General features: G+C 54.8%; 16 protein-coding genes and 1 pseudogene. 9 read left to right on the top strand and 8 right to left on the bottom strand.

The window, feature by feature from the left end:
* Positions 1–37: 37 nt before the first annotated feature.
* Entirely contained in the window at positions 38–1,849 is a 1,812-nt protein-coding gene (locus FWJ25_RS14875; RefSeq protein ID WP_149601055.1) for a choice-of-anchor D domain-containing protein, read from the bottom strand.
* 257 nt (positions 1,850–2,106) lie between these two features.
* Positions 2,107–3,141, bottom strand: coding sequence for a helix-turn-helix domain-containing protein (locus tag FWJ25_RS14870; protein ID WP_149601054.1), 1,035 nt, complete (start codon positions 3,139–3,141; stop codon positions 2,107–2,109).
* Positions 3,142–3,364: 223 nt separating this feature from the next.
* Between FWJ25_RS14870 and FWJ25_RS14865 the strand changes: the two genes are divergently transcribed.
* Positions 3,365–3,967, top strand: coding sequence for a class I SAM-dependent methyltransferase (locus tag FWJ25_RS14865; protein WP_149601192.1), 603 nt, complete (start codon positions 3,365–3,367; stop codon positions 3,965–3,967).
* Here the strand turns inward: FWJ25_RS14865 and FWJ25_RS14860 are convergent, their stop codons facing one another.
* Entirely contained in the window at positions 3,968–4,714 is a 747-nt protein-coding gene (locus FWJ25_RS14860; protein WP_149601053.1) for a glutamine amidotransferase, read from the bottom strand. It lies immediately after the preceding gene.
* Positions 4,715–4,853: 139 nt separating this feature from the next.
* Between FWJ25_RS14860 and FWJ25_RS14855 the strand changes: the two genes are divergently transcribed.
* Complete coding sequence (locus FWJ25_RS14855) at positions 4,854–5,462, top strand: CAP domain-containing protein (protein WP_149601052.1); 609 nt, start codon at positions 4,854–4,856, stop codon at positions 5,460–5,462.
* A gap of 72 nt (positions 5,463–5,534) precedes the next feature.
* Here FWJ25_RS14855 and FWJ25_RS14850 read toward each other — a convergent pair whose 3' ends face one another.
* From FWJ25_RS14850 to FWJ25_RS14830, 5 genes are all read right to left on the bottom strand, one after another.
* Positions 5,535–6,257 carry a YebC/PmpR family DNA-binding transcriptional regulator gene (locus FWJ25_RS14850; protein WP_149601051.1) on the bottom strand — a complete coding sequence of 241 codons (723 nt, stop codon included), beginning with the start codon at positions 6,255–6,257 and terminating at the stop codon, positions 5,535–5,537.
* A 144-nt stretch (positions 6,258–6,401) separates the two neighbouring features.
* Positions 6,402–6,752 (bottom strand): hypothetical protein, encoded by a 351-nt coding sequence (locus tag FWJ25_RS14845; RefSeq protein ID WP_149601050.1) that lies wholly within the window; start codon positions 6,750–6,752, stop codon positions 6,402–6,404.
* A 172-nt stretch (positions 6,753–6,924) separates the two neighbouring features.
* On the bottom strand, positions 6,925–7,725 hold the full coding sequence (locus tag FWJ25_RS14840) for an oxygen-binding di-iron domain-containing protein (protein ID WP_149601049.1): 801 nt from the start codon (positions 7,723–7,725) through the stop codon (positions 6,925–6,927).
* Between the two features lie 151 nt (positions 7,726–7,876).
* Positions 7,877–8,305: an SRPBCC family protein gene (locus FWJ25_RS14835; RefSeq protein WP_149601048.1), complete on the bottom strand. Its 429-nt coding sequence runs from the start codon at positions 8,303–8,305 to the stop codon at positions 7,877–7,879.
* 104 nt (positions 8,306–8,409) lie between these two features.
* On the bottom strand, positions 8,410–9,285 hold the full coding sequence (locus FWJ25_RS14830; protein ID WP_149601047.1) for an AraC family transcriptional regulator: 876 nt from the start codon (positions 9,283–9,285) through the stop codon (positions 8,410–8,412).
* A gap of 164 nt (positions 9,286–9,449) precedes the next feature.
* Here FWJ25_RS14830 and FWJ25_RS14825 point away from each other — a divergent pair, with 164 nt between their 5' ends.
* The 7 genes and pseudogenes from FWJ25_RS14825 to FWJ25_RS14795 all read left to right on the top strand — a co-directional run.
* A complete protein-coding gene (locus FWJ25_RS14825) occupies positions 9,450–10,940 on the top strand; it encodes a CoA-acylating methylmalonate-semialdehyde dehydrogenase (protein WP_149601046.1) in 1,491 nt (496 codons plus the stop codon).
* An 18-nt stretch (positions 10,941–10,958) separates the two neighbouring features.
* Positions 10,959–12,125: an acyl-CoA dehydrogenase family protein gene (locus tag FWJ25_RS14820; RefSeq protein ID WP_149601045.1), complete on the top strand. Its 1,167-nt coding sequence runs from the start codon at positions 10,959–10,961 to the stop codon at positions 12,123–12,125.
* Between the two features lie 29 nt (positions 12,126–12,154).
* Positions 12,155–12,934, top strand: a complete 780-nt coding sequence (locus FWJ25_RS14815) for an enoyl-CoA hydratase (protein WP_149601044.1) — start codon at positions 12,155–12,157, stop codon at positions 12,932–12,934.
* A gap of 33 nt (positions 12,935–12,967) precedes the next feature.
* The gene (locus FWJ25_RS14810) at positions 12,968–14,035 is read left to right on the top strand and encodes an enoyl-CoA hydratase/isomerase family protein (RefSeq protein ID WP_149601043.1); all 1,068 of its coding nucleotides are present in this window, start codon (positions 12,968–12,970) and stop codon (positions 14,033–14,035) included.
* A 56-nt stretch (positions 14,036–14,091) separates the two neighbouring features.
* Complete coding sequence (mmsB, locus tag FWJ25_RS14805; protein WP_149601042.1) at positions 14,092–14,979, top strand: 3-hydroxyisobutyrate dehydrogenase; 888 nt, start codon at positions 14,092–14,094, stop codon at positions 14,977–14,979.
* A gap of 252 nt (positions 14,980–15,231) precedes the next feature.
* Complete coding sequence (locus FWJ25_RS14800; protein WP_246166854.1) at positions 15,232–15,978, top strand: THxN family PEP-CTERM protein; 747 nt, start codon at positions 15,232–15,234, stop codon at positions 15,976–15,978.
* 185 nt (positions 15,979–16,163) lie between these two features.
* A pseudogene (locus tag FWJ25_RS14795) lies at positions 16,164–16,359 on the top strand (contractile injection system protein, VgrG/Pvc8 family); the annotation flags it as partial.

Below are 16,359 nucleotides of genomic sequence, written 5' to 3'. Positions count from 1 at the left end.
GGTTGCCGGCAGGCCAGGCACTGGGGTGCCCGTTTCCTTACTGCTCCGGAGTCAGCATCAGGTCGATGGTGTTGCCGGGGCCGGTGAGGAACTGGTTGAGAACATCGGTCAGCAGGCCGCAGTTCTCCAGCGGAGGTAGCGTGTATTCACCGCTGACAGAACCACCCGTTGCGGGTGAGAAGTTAGAGCCTTCCGGCGATACCAGAGTGATGTCCACAGGTTCGATGGTCTGGCACTGGTCACCACCGCCGACTTTGAACGGGATACCGAAGAGCTTGAGGGCAACTTTCGGTACCTTCACATAAAGGTGGGAGTTGGCCGTCAACTTGCCGTTGATCAGTGTGCCGGTGGTCATCTCGGACTGTTCAAACTCGACGTTGGCAACGGCATTCAGCTTGCTGAACAGCAATTTGACAGAGAAGTGGCCGACTGTTGGATCAACGGCCAGGTCGGCCTCGAAGGTGCCAGCGGCCAGGTCCAGCGCTGTGGCAATAGTGCCATTCAGTGGAAGGGTGCTGTCTGAGGCGTTGATGTAGGTAGAACCGTCCAATGCCAGAAGCATCTCAAGAATGGAGCCGGTCTGCTCATATCCCTCGGCGGATACGGAAACGCTGATTTCAGGATTTTCCGGGTCATTGGATGCGACGACTAGTTGGGCATTGCGAACCCCGACAGAGCCAGCTGTGAAGGCCAGGTCGACGGTGCAGCTCTGGTCCTGTGGAACCGTCGTACAGTTGTTGGTCTGAGTGAATTCCGAAGCATCGTTGCCGGTGAGGTTGATCGCATTGATCAGGAGCGTTTCGTTGCCACTGTTAGTGATGGTGATCTGGGCGGAGGCACTTTCACCCAGCAGAATTCGACCGAGGTCGATTGACTGGGGATCAACACCGATTTCCGGAACGGGTGCAAGTACGCTGTTACCACTCAGGGCTACATCGACATTCGGGGTGTCTGCATCTGTCGATGCAATGCTCAGAGTAGCGCTCTGAGTACCTTCGCCACTGGGGATATAGGTGACGTTGATGTCGCAGGCTTCGTTAGGTGCGATGGTGCTGCAGCTGTTGGTTTGCATGAAGGCACTGCTGTCGGCACCAGAAATGCTGACACCGTTGATGCCCAGGGCGGCGTTTCCGGTGTTAGTGATTGTGATGGTGTCTTGCTCTGTCAGGCCGGCTTGTACATTGCCGAACGCGACTGCTTCACGGTTCACCGCAATGCGTGGGGTCTCAACGGCATTGCCCTCAACCATGATGGTCTGAAGCAGGTTATCCTGGCCTGCGAGCTGGGTGCAGTCGGTATCAATTTCACCAATGGGTGCGGGCGCTATATCGCCATTCGCAGTCCGGGCGATCAGACTCAGGGACAGTGCTCCAACGCGGATCTCTGCTTCACCGACATCTTGTTCGGTAAAATTCACGGCAGGTGCGTTGCCTGTGGCGGGTACTGTAAATTCACCGGTTTCGCTGGGAATTGGGGTCTGAGGGATCGCCAGATTGACAATCTGGTCCAGGGTACGGCTCGGAGTAATGACTTCGTTATAGGAAATGGCGCTGCCTTCCAGGGTTTCAGAGCCCACCAGTTTCAGGCCGGTGCGGGAGTTTTCATTAACCACGGTGAGCGCGGTAACCTCAAACTCTGGTGTTGGGGTACCAACTGTGGCGACGGCTGGAATATCAGCGCTGATTTCCGCCCGGATAGGCTGGTCGCCGATCAATGGGAACGGGCACGAAAATTCGAGAGTAAGAGATACCGGAGCGGCGAGCGCCTGGCCGCCGCAGGCCATCAGGGTCGCTGCGGCGAGCGCTGGACCGAGCTTGCGGGCGCCCGTGTCGAGATTGCTGCGTTTCATGAGTTCGTCCTTTGTAAGGTTTTCGTTGTTGTTGAGAGGGCTGCAGACAACACCGACAAGGACAGACTCGTTCGGACTTGCAAAAATCCCTTTGTCACGCACTTCTACGCGCATGAGTGCAGGACCATTAGGCATGCCCACCCCACCGTGGGTCATTGCTTGCCACGGCAGGGTTTTTGTTCAAAGCGGAAATGGGCTGTAAAAAATATTGAAACCGTGACGGGTTTCAACCTCGGTCTGTGATTGGGGCAGAAATGTCAGCCAGGCGTGTTATTTACCTTTCGAGCTTGTTTTCGGATATCGCCGGGTGTTGTGCCTGTCCAGGCCCGGTAAGCCTTGGTGAACCCCGCCTGGTCGCTGAACCCGAGTTTGCTGGCGATAGACTCCAGAGGGACGCTCGTGTCCTTCAGGTACAGCGTTGCAAAGTTCTCACGGATTTCGTTCCTGAGTTGTCGGAAGGATGTGCCTGCCGCTGAAAGATGCTGGCGAAGGGTACGTGTACTGATGTTGAGTCTGCGGGCAATGTTGTCGGTTGTACATGGTCGCCCGGGCTGGCTCATGATGAGCTCCCTGACCTGCATGACGGTTTCGTCCGACTCCCGGTTCCGCTCTTCCTGGGGCTGCCGGTTTCGTGCCATGAGGAACTCCAGGCTGGCGTCGTTCGGTTTTGCCGGCCGGCCCATGAGGGGCATGGTGACCTGACTGTAAGTCTGGTTGAAACGGAATTCGCTGTTGCCGGCAAGGGTCTGCCATGCCGGGCTGCCCATAGTCGTCGAAAAACTGAACTCGATATCGAAGTGGTCGCACACCTGAGAGGCAATCCGGTGAATGCTGCCCATATAGATTTTGGTGACGCAGGGAAGAATGTGGCCCAGGTCCCAGGTGTCTATAAGTCGAATGCGAAACGTGGAGCCGGTGGAGCTCAAGTCCATGTCCATGAGCGGTAACCCGACCCGAAGATACTGGACGATCATGCTGATCAGCTGTCGTGGGTTTTCGTGGCCGAGTACCGCAAAACCTAGAAGGCCGTGGCTGGGCAGGTCCAGTTGTTGGCCAAATTGAAACGGAGCCCGTTCGTCGGTCATCAGCCATGTTGCATTGTCCAGAAGCCTGATGACCTGATTGATGGACAGGAATGATTCGTGATTGGTCAGTAACTCTTCCGACATGTCCGTGTTCTTGAGAAGAGCATGTGCCTTTACGCCGCGCTTTTCCATGAACTGGGTGAAGCGCTGGGCATAGCGTGCCGACATGATCGGCACGTCCTGTGCGATGCTGTTTGAAATGTCCATGTTTCCGTCCCTGAACCGGAGGCAGAGCGCCGGTTTAATGTCGTCATTGGTTTGCGATTGTTATTATTTGCGAGGCCAGTATAGGTGCCGGGTTCCCGGCGGGATTTCGCGCTTGATCACGAAATGGCGGTCATGGCCGAAAATGACAATGAAAGATTGTTCAGGTTAGGAGGTTGATTTGGCGTTGTGTCCCGTTTGCGAGCAGGGGGTGTTGCAGGCATTCATGGCTGTGGGCAGGCAGGACTACCTGCGGTGTGGGTACTGTGAGGCAACCGTCATGTCTGAGGTCGGTCGTTTGTCAGAGGCAGAGGAGCGCGCGGTTTATGATCTCCATGAAAATACCGCAGACGATCCGGGATACCGGCGATTCCTGGCCAGGCTATCGGATCCTCTGCTGAAACGGCTTGCCCACGGTGCTGACGGGTTGGATTTTGGTTGTGGCCCGGGGCCTGCGCTTGCGCAGATGCTCGCGGACTCAGGGATGAATATGTCCCTCTACGATCCGTTTTTTTACCCGGACGCTTCCGTTCTGGAAAGGCAGTATGACTTCATTACCTGTACCGAGGTAGTGGAACATCTGTACCAGCCTGCCGAGGTTTTTCAGGCCTTCGACAGGCTGCTTCTGCCAGGAGGGTGGTTAGGCGTCATGACCTGCTTTCAGACTGATGATAGTCGTTTCGCAAACTGGCACTATCGCCGAGATCCTACCCACGTTGTGTTCTACCGCGAGTATACGTTCAACGTTCTTGCCCAGCAGTTTGGATGGCGGTTGGAAGTCCCTGCCAAGGATGTTGCACTGTTCCACAAGCCCATCGGTACCTGCTGATCATTTCTGGCTGCATTCCCTGACAAACTCAACAAACCTGACCAGGAGACTGGATGCGTCCGGAGTCTTCTGGATGTTGTCCATCAGGGTGCCTGGCGACAGATTTTCCTGCTCAAGCTCGGGCGCCTGGACGCTCAGGTAAGTGCCCATAATCTCTTCGGAGAACTCGGGGTGAAACTGGACCCCCCAGGCGCACTCTCCGATGCGAAAGGCCTCGTGGGGTTCAAAGGCGTTGTATGCGAGCAGAACGGCATTCTCCGGCAGATCCAGAACTGACTGTTTGTGGGTCAGGTGTGCAGGAAACGACCTCGGCAGGTCTCGGAACAATGGGTCTGACATAGCCGCATCACGCAGTTCCACGGTGTGGGTGCCTGTTTCACGGCCTTTCGGGTGATAGCCGACCAGACCGCCTGTGGCGTGGGCCAGAAGCTGATGACCATAGCAGACACCAAAGATGGGAATGCCCTCTTTAACTGCATTGCCCAGCCAACGCGAGGTCGCCTCGCTCCAGGGTTCCTTGTCGCTGACCATGGCAGGGGAACCTGTCACAAACACGCCGTCCCAATCGGTGGGTTGAGAGGTTGGCGCGCCTTGAGTGACATCAAGGACGGTCACGCTCAGCTTTGGGATGTCGAGGTGTGCCAGAAACCAGGTGTCGAAATCACCGAAGCGCTCTTTTAGCTCCGGATAGGTGGTTCCGGTTTTCAAAATGGCTATACGTATTTCTGCTGCGTTTGATAGGTTCATTTGTTACCTGGAAAAAACGAATTCGTGGGTTTTGTATAGCAACGTAATGATTTGTAGTTTTCGCAAATCCCGCACATACGTTTACAACGTCGACACGTAATATTCCCAAAAAATTCAGCTCCTTTGGGAAAAAAGTTCGATGCAGTTGCTAAGTAAGTCCCTTTTTTACGTAGTATTTAGTCTTTTTCTGACTGGTTGTGGTGGAGGCGGTTCCAGTGCTCCGACGTCATCCAGTGCAGGTTCCGCTCTTGCGGATTCCAGCGAGGCAAATTCAGATGCAGCCGAGGGACCGGTGACTATCGTAGTCGATGGATGTGAGGTAGAGGAATACCAGGCCGCTATGCTGGAGTACGTAAATGCTGCAAGAAGCAAGGCCAGATATTGTGGTAGTGAGTACTTCGAGGCCACTGTGCAGGTGGAGTACAACTGCCCGATCAACGGTGCGGCAGAGAAACACAGCCGCGATATGGCGAGCAATAACTTTTTCAGCCACTACGGCTCGGACGGATTGCGGGTAGGTGATCGGATTACTGAAACGGGATACCAGTGGTCTGTGGCAGGAGAAAATATTGCTGCCGGATATGACGACGTAGCCTCGGTGATGAAAGGCTGGCTGAACAGCCCCGGGCACTGCGAGAACATCATGGACCCCCGGTTTACCGAGTTTGCAGTTGAGCGGGTTGATGCGGATGAAAGTGTAGCGGATTACCGCAACTACTGGACCCAGGTTTATGCAACCCCTCGCTAAGCGGTGTTGCCCATAAACCAATAAAAAGTGCCGGCTGATGCCGGCACTTTTGTTTTCGTACTCTTTGTTTTCTTACTCGGCCACTTCGGCGTTGTGGAAAACATTCTGAACGTCATCCAGATCGTTCAGCATGTCCAGGAACTTCTCAAACATCGGGACATCGTCGCCTTCGACCGGTGTCGTGGTCTTGGGTACGAACTGGATTTCGTCTGCGTCGAAGTCGATTTCACCAAACGCATCCACCAGAGCCTGCTTTGCCTTGGCGTATTCGGTGTTTGGTGTGAATACCGTGATACTGTCGCCTTCGCTCTCAATGTCAGTGACGTCGACATCTGCTTCCATCAGCGCTTCCAGAACAGCTTCTTCGTCCTGACCTTTGAAGGCAAAGATGGCGCAATGATCAAACATGTGGGCAACGGCACCCGGAGTACCAATCTTGCACTTGGTTTTGGTGAAGGCGAGGCGCACATCACCGAAGGTACGGTTCGGGTTGTCTGTCAGACAGTCCACGATCACCATGCAGTTGCCAGGGCCGTAACCTTCGTAACGGGCCGGTGAGTAATCTTCGCCGCCACCACCCTTGGCCTTGTCGATGGCTTTCTCGATAACGTGGGCCGGAACCTGATCTTTCTTGGCGCGCTCGATCAGCCCGCGGAGTGACAGATTTGCTTGCGGGTCTACGCCGCCGGATTTGGCGCACATATAGATCTCGCGACCGTATTTGCTGTAGACCTTGGTTTTTGCTGCGGCCGTTTTGGCCATGGATTCTTTGCGGTTCTGATAGGCTCTGCCCATGACACGCTGCCCCTTCTTTCCTGGAAAAGGGTGGAATTTTACTGAAGTCTGACCCTTTGCGACAGGCCTATTTCTGACAGGTCGTTTTGACCCTGGAGGAGGGGGACACAGCCGACAAGGGTCGGCTGTGTCAGGCAGGCATCATCACGCCGCTACACTTTGGCGGGATTCGCTGATCAACTTGCGTTCGATGGCCTTGATCAGGGCTGCTTCGTCGACAACGTAGCCGGGCTCATCGTCAAGTCCCAGTATCTGTCTCAGCCACGGTGTTTCAGTGACGTTCTGGGTGAAGCTCAGGCGGGGCACGAAGTAACGAATCTCCCCTTCCTGCTGCCAGCGAATCACGGGCGCACAATGGCTGTTGCCCATAGGATCGCTCTGAACCTGAGAGGCAAATTCATTCTGCCAGCCAACATGCAGGTCAGAGACACCGGTGTTCTCCTCAATGGCCCGTTCCTGGGTCAGACCAATCAATCTCGGGTTAATAAAGCTCATGACATTCTCCTTGAAGTAAATAAAACAAACACGGGATGCCTTCGTCTGTTTTTGTCGCGAGCCATCCTGGCTTCACCTTGTTATGTGTACAGTTGTACACAAAGAATATTTACTTCGCTACTGCCACGAGCTTCAGTGACCTGTAATGACAATGTGGGAAGTACCTACCCGGTCAGACGTAGTCTACCGGCTGGCGGTAATTTTCCTGTGTCATCAAGTCGATACCGCAATCCATCGAGCTGACCCAGTCAAGGAAGCGGTTGACCATTTCCGGGCCCTCAAACCGTTTACCGTGCTGTGGAACGATAGCGGTAACGTCCATTTCCCGAATCATATTGGCCCAGAGCCGGCACACTTTCCCTGATGCGATATAACGCCTGTGGAAGCCAATCATGGATGGCACATGTTTGTCGAAGTCTTTGACCGGAAGGTGGTCGTCATCACCGCCCAGAGAAGCTCCCAGGTCGCCGGAGAACAGAATCCTGGAAACGGGATCGTAAAACTGCAGGTTGCCAACGGAGTGCATGAAGTGGGCAGGAAGGCACTGTAAGTACGAATCCCCGAATTTTACGTTGGCGCCGGCATCAGGGATGCTGACGATACGGTCGTACACGCTTCCGGAAAGCTGATTGGTCACATAGCTGGAGACCAGGTGGGGGAGGAATCGAGCCCACAGCCGGGAGGTCACAATTTTAGCGCGTGTGTGGACAATCCAGCGATCAATAGCGCCGATGATGTCCGGGTCCTGGTGAGACGCGAACACATAGTCCATGTCGCGGATGTTCATATAGCGGGACGCTGCGACAGATAGCGGGGTGTAAGTGAGGTCACCGCCGGGATCAATCAGCGCTTCATGCTTTCCGTCAACAATCAGAAACTGATTGGATTGAACGCCTTCGCCACTCACCAGCGAATCGAACATCAGGCACTTGTGGTGCCCATTATCAAACAGGACTATTGGCTCGGCTGCCATCTGGATTCTCCGCTGCAAAAGGGGATGTCTGGCCGGAATGGCCAGATAATGCAATTGAGCGGAGATTACAGAATCGACTGGTGTGGCCTATTGCCTCAGGTCAAGAATCTGATAATCATCAAGTTACGGTTTGTTGCTATCTATCAATAACTCACGCCAGGTCCGGTACCCGCCTGATCCCGCGGCGAATGCCCTGCTCAAGGGCTGAACGTACCAGCTTGCCGGTCAGCGGGACGACGTCTTCGAAGGTAATGGTGTAGTTGATTCGGGTATGGCCTTCCGGTGTGTCCTCGAAACGAATGCGGCCGAGATGGTTCTTGATCGGGCTTAGGCTGGTGATGGTGTATTCGATCAGGGAGTTCGGTTCGAAGTTGAGGATGGTTTCCTCCAGACCAACCGGACCGATGCCGATTTTACGAACGGAGCCGATGCCATTGGGGTCAGCCTGGTCGCTGTCCTTGATGCGTTTGATCGGTGCGCCCAGTACCTTTCCGATCCGGTTGTGGTCGGCAAACAGCTCGAACACACGCTTACGGGGAACCTCGAAGGTTTCGTCAATTTCGATCGTGTACATGGCCATGGCTCGCTCTTGTTGTATGTTGAAAGGAGTAAGATAACTGGTTCGCATCTACAACAAAAGTCGTAGATGCAGACAGGTGGCAGTCTGGCCCTCAATACATGACGTCAATGTCGGGCGGTATGCCGGTAATCCCGGGGCGATTGCCCCATAACTTTCTTGAACAGGCGCGAAAAGTAATAGGCGTCATCATAGCCCAGATGCCGGCTGATATCGGCAAAGCTATAGTCGGTGGTGTCCAGCAACTGGCATGCCCGCTCCACTTTCAGGTGAAGAAAGTGCTGAATCGGCGAGGTGCCGGTCTGTTCCCGGTAGCGGGTTGCAAAGTGGGCAGGTGACAGTCCGGCCAGCTCGGCAAGCTGCTCCAGCGACAACCTTTCTTCCAGATGTTCACGCATATAGTTGTGAATGGTATCCAGTTCGCTCGTACGCTCGTGGCCGGCTGCATCGATGGTGATCGGGATGGCCGCCAGCAGCTGCCGTAAACGGTTTGCGGCATGAATCAGGCCACGGGCCCGGAAGCCGGTCTGCCTCACTGACAGCAAACCATTGAAGTCCACCAGCAAACGGGGCTGACGCCCCAGATGGCGGATGCGAGTCGCGCTATCGAAACCCATGTATTGCCTGAATTCATCAGCCAGGGGGCCTGTGTAGTGGACCCAGTGAATTGTCCATGGATTGTCCGGGTCTGCGGTATAGCGGTGACTGGCTCCAGAGGGTAATAAGAGGAGATCGCCGGCTTCAACTGTGTAGGGCTCACCCAGCACATTCAGGAACGCCTTGCCTTCCGTGCAGTAGATCAAAAGATGATCCTTGTGATGTTCTCGATGCATGTGATGACCCGCCGCCCGGCGATAATGGCCGAAGGCCAGCGGGTAGAGGTCCCGTGTGAGTGGGTGGTTTGAAAGCAGGTGAATAATGGGGTCCGGGACCACATAACGTACGCTGTCCTGAGGGACAGGCCATTGAGAGGTTTGAGCCATTTTTGAGTCTGTTGTTTTTAGAGTGATCGAAATATAGTCCATCACGGGCGAAATTTAGTCAATCACTGTTAACCGAATCACGTGCTAGGATTTTTTCAAACATGACTGGATCGGCAAACCGCCCGGTCCGCTTCCCGCATAACAACAAACAGGGACCTCATCAAATGAAGAACGTACCACTGTATCTCGCCGGTGAATTTGTTCAGAGCCAGACTCAGGACTGGATAGACGTCACCAATCCCGCCACGAATGAAGTCATCGCCAGGGCGCCCTGCACGACTCACGCCGAGATGGAACAAGCCATCAAGTACGCCGGTGAGGTGTTCAAGACCTGGAAAGAAGTACCGGTGTCTGAGCGGGCGCGCGTCATGCTCCGCTACCAGGCGCTGCTGAAGGAGCATCACGACGAAATCGCTGAAATTCTCTCCCAGGAAACCGGAAAGACCTTCGAAGATGCCAAAGGTGACGTTTGGCGTGGTATTGAGGTGGTTGAGCATGCCGGCAACGTAGCTTCCCTGATGATGGGGGAGACCGTTGAAAACGTAGCCCGCGAAGTGGATACCCATTCCTGGATTCAGCCTTTGGGTGTGTGTGCCGGTATCACTCCGTTTAACTTCCCGGCCATGATTCCGCTGTGGATGTTCCCGATGGCCATCGCGTGTGGCAACACCTTCATCCTCAAGCCTTCCGAGCAGGACCCTCTTACCCCGATGCGTCTGGCCGAACTCTTTGAGCAAGCGGGTGCTCCGAAAGGTGTTTTGCAGGTGGTTCACGGTGGTAAAGAGCAGGTGGATACACTGCTGACCGACCCTGCCATCAAAGCCGTTTCGTTCGTGGGCTCTGTTCCTGTGGGCCGCTATATCTATGAAACTGGCACCCGCAACATGAAGCGTGTTCAGAGCTTCGCCGGTGCCAAGAACCACATGGTGATCATGCCTGATGCTGACAAGCAGCAGGTGATCAACGCACTGGTTGGTGCCTCGGTTGGCGCCGCGGGCCAGCGTTGCATGGCGATTTCCGTTGCCGTTTTTGTTGGTGAAGCCCAACAGTGGATTCCGGAGCTGAAAGAAGCCATGTCCAAAGCCCGGCCAGGTGCCTGGGATGATGCCGGAGCCAGCTACGGTCCGATCATCAGCGCTAAAGCCAAGGATCGTATCGAGTCTTTGATTGCAACCGGCGAAGCCCAGGGTGCAAACCTGTTGCTGGATGGCCGCGGCTGCACAGTGGATGGCCTGCCTGATGGTAATTGGGTGGGGCCCACGCTGTTCTCCGGTGTGACCACCGACATGGATATCTACAACGAGGAAATCTTCGGGCCGGTGCTGTCCTGCATGGAAGTTGACAGCCTTGGTGAAGCCATCGAAGTGATCAACAACAGCCCGTACGGTAACGGCACTTCAATCTTTACCAACTCCGGTGGTGCTGCCCGTCGCTTCCAGCACAATATCGACGTGGGCCAGGTAGGTGTGAACATTCCCATTCCGGTACCTCTGCCGTTCTTCTCGTTCACCGGTTGGAAGGGATCTTTTTACGGTGATCAGCATGCCTATGGCAAACAGGCAGTGCGTTTTTATACCGAAACCAAGACCGTAACGTCCCGCTGGTTCTCCAGTGAGGCAACGGCTGAGGCAAACTTCTCAATCCAGTTGCGTTAATAGGATCAGGGGACACCGATGGACTTCAATCTGACAGAAGACCAGTTGGCGTTCCGTGAGGCGGCCAGGGCCTTTGCTGAAAAGGCTATGGCCCCGCACGCAGCGACATGGGATGAGCAGCATATTTTCCCGGTGGATGTGATGCGGGAAGCAGGCGAAATGGGCTTCATGGGTATGTATACCCCTGAAGCTCTGGGGGGGATGGGGCTTTCCCGGCTCGATACCTCCGTCATCGTGGAAGAGCTGGCAGCGGCCTGCCCTTCAACGGCTGCTTTTATCACCATTCACAATATGGCCACCTGGATGATTGCCACTTTCGCTTCGGATGAGCTGAAACAGGCATTCGTGCCCGGGCTTGCCAGTGGAGAGTGGCTGGCATCGTATTGCCTCACCGAACCCGGGGCGGGCTCTGATGCTGCCAGCCTCCGAACCAAAGCCGTTCGTGATGGCGACAGTTACGTAATCAACGGCAGCAAAATGTTCATTTCCGGCGCGGGAAGCACGGATATCCTCGTGCTTATGGCCCGGACCGGCGATGCTGAAAGCGGTTCAAAAGGTATTTCGACTTTTGTGATTCCCGCGGACGCTGACGGCATCAGCTACGGTAAGAATGAAGAGAAAATGGGCTGGCACAGTCAGCCGACCCGAATGATCAGTCTGGAAAACGTGCGAATACCGGTCACCAATCGAGTCGGTGAGGAAGGAGATGGTTTTGCTATTGCCATGAAAGGGCTTGATGGAGGGCGGCTCAATATTGCCACCTGTTCTCTCGGGGGTGCTCAGGCCGCCCTGATTCGTGCCCGGAACTACATGCACGAGCGGGAACAGTTTGGTAAGCCGCTGGCCGCCTTTCAGGCGCTTCAGTTCAAGCTGGCGGATATGGCAACCAATCTGGTGGCCGCCCGCCAGATGGTTCGTCTGGGCGCCTTCAAGCTTGATGCCAAAGACCCCGAAGCAACCCTGCATTGTGCCATGGCAAAACGTTTTGCCACGGACGCCTGCTTTGACGTAGCGAACGAGGCCCTGCAATTGCACGGTGGCTACGGCTATATCCGGGAGTATCCACTGGAGCGGTATTTGCGCGATCTTCGTGTGCACCAGATCCTGGAAGGGACCAACGAAATCATGCGCCTGATTGTGGCTCGTCGTCTGCTTGATGACGGTGTTGCTGAAGCCATCCAATAACAGAACCTCAGGCAAACAGGAGAAACAGAATGAGTGATCTGCTTAAGCTCGAGAAGCGTGGACACATTGCGGTTATGACGATCAATAACCCACCGGCCAACACCTGGACGAAAGCATCGTTGAGTGCCCTGGTGGAGATCGTAAACGATCTGAATGAAGACCGCGAAATCTATGCCCTGGTTGTTACCGGGCAGGGTGAAAAATTTTTCTCTGCCGGGGCAGACCTGAAGCTCTTTGCCGACGGAGACAAGGCCAATGCCGGAGAGATGGGCGCTGCGTTCGGGGAGGCGTTTTCGACGCTTTCATCTTTCAGGGGTGTTTCGATTGCGGCGGTGAACGGCTACGCCATGGGTGGCGGGCTTGAGTGTGCCATGGCGTGTGATATCCGGGTAGCGGAAGAGCAGGCCCAGATGGCTCTGCCGGAGGCGGGTGTCGGCTTGTTGCCCTGCGCCGGTGGTACGCAGAATCTGCCCTGGCTTGTAGGTGAGGGCTGGGCCAAGCGAATGATTCTTTGTGGCGAACGGGTCACAGCCGGGAAAGCCCTGGAGATCGGCCTCGTGGAAGAAGTTGTCCCCGCCGGCAAGAGCTTTGAGAAAGCGCTTGAGCTGGCAGAGGGTGCCTGTAAACAGAGTCCGTCGGCTGTCGCACGATGCAAGACTCTGGTGATGAGTGCCAGAGATGGGCGCAGCCATGCTGATGGCTGGAGAATGGAGCGCGAGCTCTTTGTTGAGTTGTTCTCCACAGATGACCAGAGAGAAGGCGTTAATGCGTTTCTTGAGAAGCGCAAGCCCGAGTGGAAAAACCGCTGATTCCGTCTCAGAGCAACGGTTGAAGGATAAGTTATGAGTGATCAACCCATTGTATTTGAAGAATGGCAAACCGGTGATGGTGCGGTTATCGGGGCTATTCGTCTGAACAACCCCCGGGCACTGAATTCACTGTCCCTCGAAATGATCCGTATGCTGGCACCCCAGCTCAGCCGATGGACTGAAGACAGCAATGTCAAAGCTGTCTGGCTGGATGCTGAAGGTGACAAGGCATTCTGCGCCGGCGGGGACATTGTGGCCCTGTACCGAAGCATGACGGAACCTCAGGGTGGTGAAGGCGATGCGTTCTTCACCGAGGAATATGAGCTGGATTACCAGATCCATACCTACCCGAAACCGGTTGTGTGTTGGGGACATGGCATTGTCATGGGTGGCGGTATGGGCCTGATGCAGGGGGCTTCACACCGGATTGTTACGGAGGGCTCCAAACTGGCGATGCCGGAAATTACCATCGGACTCTACCCGGATGTCGCGGCAGGGTGGTTCCTGAACAGGGCTCCCGGCCGCACGGGGCTGTTTCTCGGGCTGACCGGAGCCAGGATCAACGGCCGGGATGCGGTATTTACAGGCCTGGCTGATCGCTTTATCCGGCATGATCTCAAGCTAGAGGTCATCGAAACTCTGAAACAAAAGGACTGGCTGAATGCTGATGCAGACGGTGTCGTCAGTTCGGTAATGCGACAGTTTGAAATACGTAGTGCCGATGTCATGCCTGAGTCGCCGGTTCGCGAACACTTCGATGATATCAACCGGGTAACCGACGGTGATTCGCTGGAAGCCGTGGTGGATCAGCTGAAGGAACTTTCTGGTGGTGATGGCTGGCTGGCACGCTCCACCAAGGCCCTGGATTCAGCCTCGCCGACGTCTATGGCGCTGGTCTGGAACCATCTGAAGCGCTGCAGGCAGGATAGCCTGAAGGAAGTTCTGGATAAGGAGCTGGTGATATCAAAGAACTGTCTCCGGAAGGGCGAATTTGCCGAGGGTATCCGGGCGCTCCTTATTGATAAGGATCAGCAGCCTCGTTGGCGTTATGCCTCTCTGGGTGAAATGAACACAGAGTGGATTGACGGCTTTTTTGCATAAGCAATGCGGGGCCGATCAGCCCTGTTTACCGAATACAACAATAAAGGGGAAAAGACATGGCAATCATAACCTTCATTGGTCTGGGCAATATGGGTGGCCCTATGGCTGCTAATCTGGTCAAGGCCGGACACGATGTAACCGTGTTTGACCTGTCGAAGGATGCTGTCCAGGCGCTCGTTGCGGAGGGCGCTAAAACGGCTGACACAGCCCATGAGGCGGCCAAAGGCGCAGAGTGCGTTATTACCATGCTGCCGGCTGGCCAGCACGTTGAAGCCGTTTATCTCGGCAGCGAGGGCCTGTTGGCCAATCTTCCGGAAGGCACCCTGGTGATTGATTCGTCCACCATTGCCCCGGAAACGGCCCGTGGTGTAGCTGAGGAAGCGAAGAACCGCAATATTCCGTTCCTTGATGCGCCGGTGTCAGGCGGTGTGGGTGGTGCCAGGGCGGGTACGCTGTCGTTTATCTGTGGCGGCTCGGAGGACACGTTCAACCAGGCGAAGCCAATACTTGAAGGTATGGGCAAGAACATATTCCACGCGGGTGATCATGGTTCCGGGCAGGTTGCCAAAATCTGCAACAACATGCTGTTGGCTATCCTGATGGCAGGAACCAGTGAAGCCTTGGCGCTGGGGGTCAAGAACGGCCTGGATCCGGCGATCCTGTCTGAAATCATGAAGCAGAGCTCTGGTGGCAACTGGGCATTGAATGTCTATAACCCATGGCCGGGCGTGATGGATGGGGTGCCAGCTTCCAGAGGCTATGAAGGTGGCTTCCTGGTCAATCTTATGAACAAGGATCTCGGGCTGGCATTCGACAACGCGGTGAAAAACCACGCAGCCATTCCGATGGGATCCCTGGCCCGAAACCTGTTTGAACTGCATGCAGGGCAGGGCAATGGGACTCTGGATTTTTCAAGTATTCAACGGCTTTACAAGCCGGAATAAGCCTTCCGGGCATGGTTAGCCGTGCCTGCGTTCCCCTTTCGTTTCCGTTTTCTTCCGTGGCGTATCGGCTGGCTCTTACGATACGCCATTCCTGCATTTTATATGTCAGAAATGTTTACATACCTGTTAATGCTATCTATTTAGGTGTATGAAATATATTGGTTTATGTTTTTGGCCTGATGCTTGCTTTCCCGCATCGTGTGGGGTTCCCCCACGATAATACGTGTTGAGCTACGTTAAAGGGATGTTCCTATGACTATTTTAAAATCGATTGTGGGAGGCGTTGCGCTCCTGACTGTTTCCGGTGTTGCTGCGGCTTTTCCGGTTAACCTGGATTCTGTCAGCGGGCAATGGGTTGATGCCGTGGGTGGCCAGAATGTTACCGGCGAAGGCACAAACCAGATCCGTTGGGGTGGAAGTTACGGTAATAAGAGTGGCTATGGCTTTGAGGCAAACCCTCTATTGCCCCAGACCATCAACGATGCCTCTCCCTTCGTACTGGGTGAATTTACCCACTACAACTATGAGATCCCCTCAGATTCTGCCATCGACAGTGTGAATCTGGATGTATACGCCAGTTTTTCCAATGGTGGCGGGGCTGTGGCGACGGGACCGTTTACATTTAACTTCCTGCACAATGAAACACCCAACAATGCGGAAGTTGAGCATGAGGTATGTGGGTTCCTGTGCCAGATTTTCCCTTGGGTAGGGCCACATACTGAGATAACAGAAGATGGCCCGGTAGACGACATTGTCCAGATCCTGTTTGACGAGGCGGTTCTCAGTTCTGAATTTGTTCTGGATGGTTACGTCTACTCTCTGAGCCTGCTTGGGTTTGAGGGTAATGCGACCGAACTGTATACCGAAGAAAATGGCGACACGAGTGTAAAACTTCTGGCCAGCCTGAATGTTAGCTCTGTACCAGAGCCTGGGACCATTGGACTACTTGGCCTTGGATTGCTGGGGCTTGGTGTGTTGAGCAGAAAAAAAGCAGCCTGACGGTTGTTCTCCTTCTAAAGCCCCGCAGTTGTGGGGCTTTTCTGTTTTCTTTACGGACTGGATTTTTAGCAGGTGGGCTGATACTTTTGCACAGCTTTCCGGATGACTAGCAATACAAAGCAACTACGGAATCGGTTGCGGATCTCCCGGATACTATCAAGAACATACCTTCAAGGATTGAAGATATGCCCCAGGCAAGCGGACTGCAGTTCACCGCCCGTGTTGGTGAACTTCCCCCAGACTTATTCGCCGTGGTTGGCTTTGCGCTGACCGAAGGCCTTTCCGAACTCTTTCACGGCCGACTGAAACTGGCCAGTACGGATCCCGCTATCCAGCCCTCTGATGTGCTGGAACAACCTGTAAATCTGGTGGTGTGGCAGG

Origin of the sequence: Marinobacter salinexigens (assembly GCF_008370345.1) — a bacterium.
GTDB classification, from domain to species: Bacteria; Pseudomonadota; Gammaproteobacteria; order Pseudomonadales; family Oleiphilaceae; genus Marinobacter; species Marinobacter salinexigens.
This window is presented reverse-complemented; position numbering and strand designations above follow the sequence as displayed.

What these genes read in the sequence shown, in the direction of transcription:
- FWJ25_RS14835 (WP_149601048.1), bottom strand. Translation starts at nt 8,305, where the DNA reads ATGGCCATGTACACGATCGAAATTGACGAAACCTTCGAGGTTCCCCGT.
- FWJ25_RS14815 (WP_149601044.1), top strand. Translation starts at nt 12,155, where the DNA reads ATGAGTGATCTGCTTAAGCTCGAGAAGCGTGGACACATTGCGGTTATG.
- FWJ25_RS14810 (WP_149601043.1), top strand. Translation starts at nt 12,968, where the DNA reads ATGAGTGATCAACCCATTGTATTTGAAGAATGGCAAACCGGTGATGGT.
- FWJ25_RS14850 (WP_149601051.1), bottom strand. Translation starts at nt 6,257, where the DNA reads ATGGGCAGAGCCTATCAGAACCGCAAAGAATCCATGGCCAAAACGGCC.
- FWJ25_RS14860 (WP_149601053.1), bottom strand. Translation starts at nt 4,714, where the DNA reads ATGAACCTATCAAACGCAGCAGAAATACGTATAGCCATTTTGAAAACC.
- FWJ25_RS14830 (WP_149601047.1), bottom strand. Translation starts at nt 9,285, where the DNA reads ATGGCTCAAACCTCTCAATGGCCTGTCCCTCAGGACAGCGTACGTTAT.
- FWJ25_RS14840 (WP_149601049.1), bottom strand. Translation starts at nt 7,725, where the DNA reads ATGGCAGCCGAGCCAATAGTCCTGTTTGATAATGGGCACCACAAGTGC.
- FWJ25_RS14825 (WP_149601046.1), top strand. Translation starts at nt 9,450, where the DNA reads ATGAAGAACGTACCACTGTATCTCGCCGGTGAATTTGTTCAGAGCCAG.
- FWJ25_RS14845 (WP_149601050.1), bottom strand. Translation starts at nt 6,752, where the DNA reads ATGAGCTTTATTAACCCGAGATTGATTGGTCTGACCCAGGAACGGGCC.
- FWJ25_RS14870 (WP_149601054.1), bottom strand. Translation starts at nt 3,141, where the DNA reads ATGGACATTTCAAACAGCATCGCACAGGACGTGCCGATCATGTCGGCA.
- FWJ25_RS14875 (WP_149601055.1), bottom strand. Translation starts at nt 1,849, where the DNA reads ATGAAACGCAGCAATCTCGACACGGGCGCCCGCAAGCTCGGTCCAGCG.
- FWJ25_RS14865 (WP_149601192.1), top strand. Translation starts at nt 3,365, where the DNA reads ATGGCTGTGGGCAGGCAGGACTACCTGCGGTGTGGGTACTGTGAGGCA.
- FWJ25_RS14820 (WP_149601045.1), top strand. Translation starts at nt 10,959, where the DNA reads ATGGACTTCAATCTGACAGAAGACCAGTTGGCGTTCCGTGAGGCGGCC.
- mmsB (WP_149601042.1), top strand. Translation starts at nt 14,092, where the DNA reads ATGGCAATCATAACCTTCATTGGTCTGGGCAATATGGGTGGCCCTATG.
- FWJ25_RS14800 (WP_246166854.1), top strand. Translation starts at nt 15,232, where the DNA reads ATGACTATTTTAAAATCGATTGTGGGAGGCGTTGCGCTCCTGACTGTT.
- FWJ25_RS14855 (WP_149601052.1), top strand. Translation starts at nt 4,854, where the DNA reads ATGCAGTTGCTAAGTAAGTCCCTTTTTTACGTAGTATTTAGTCTTTTT.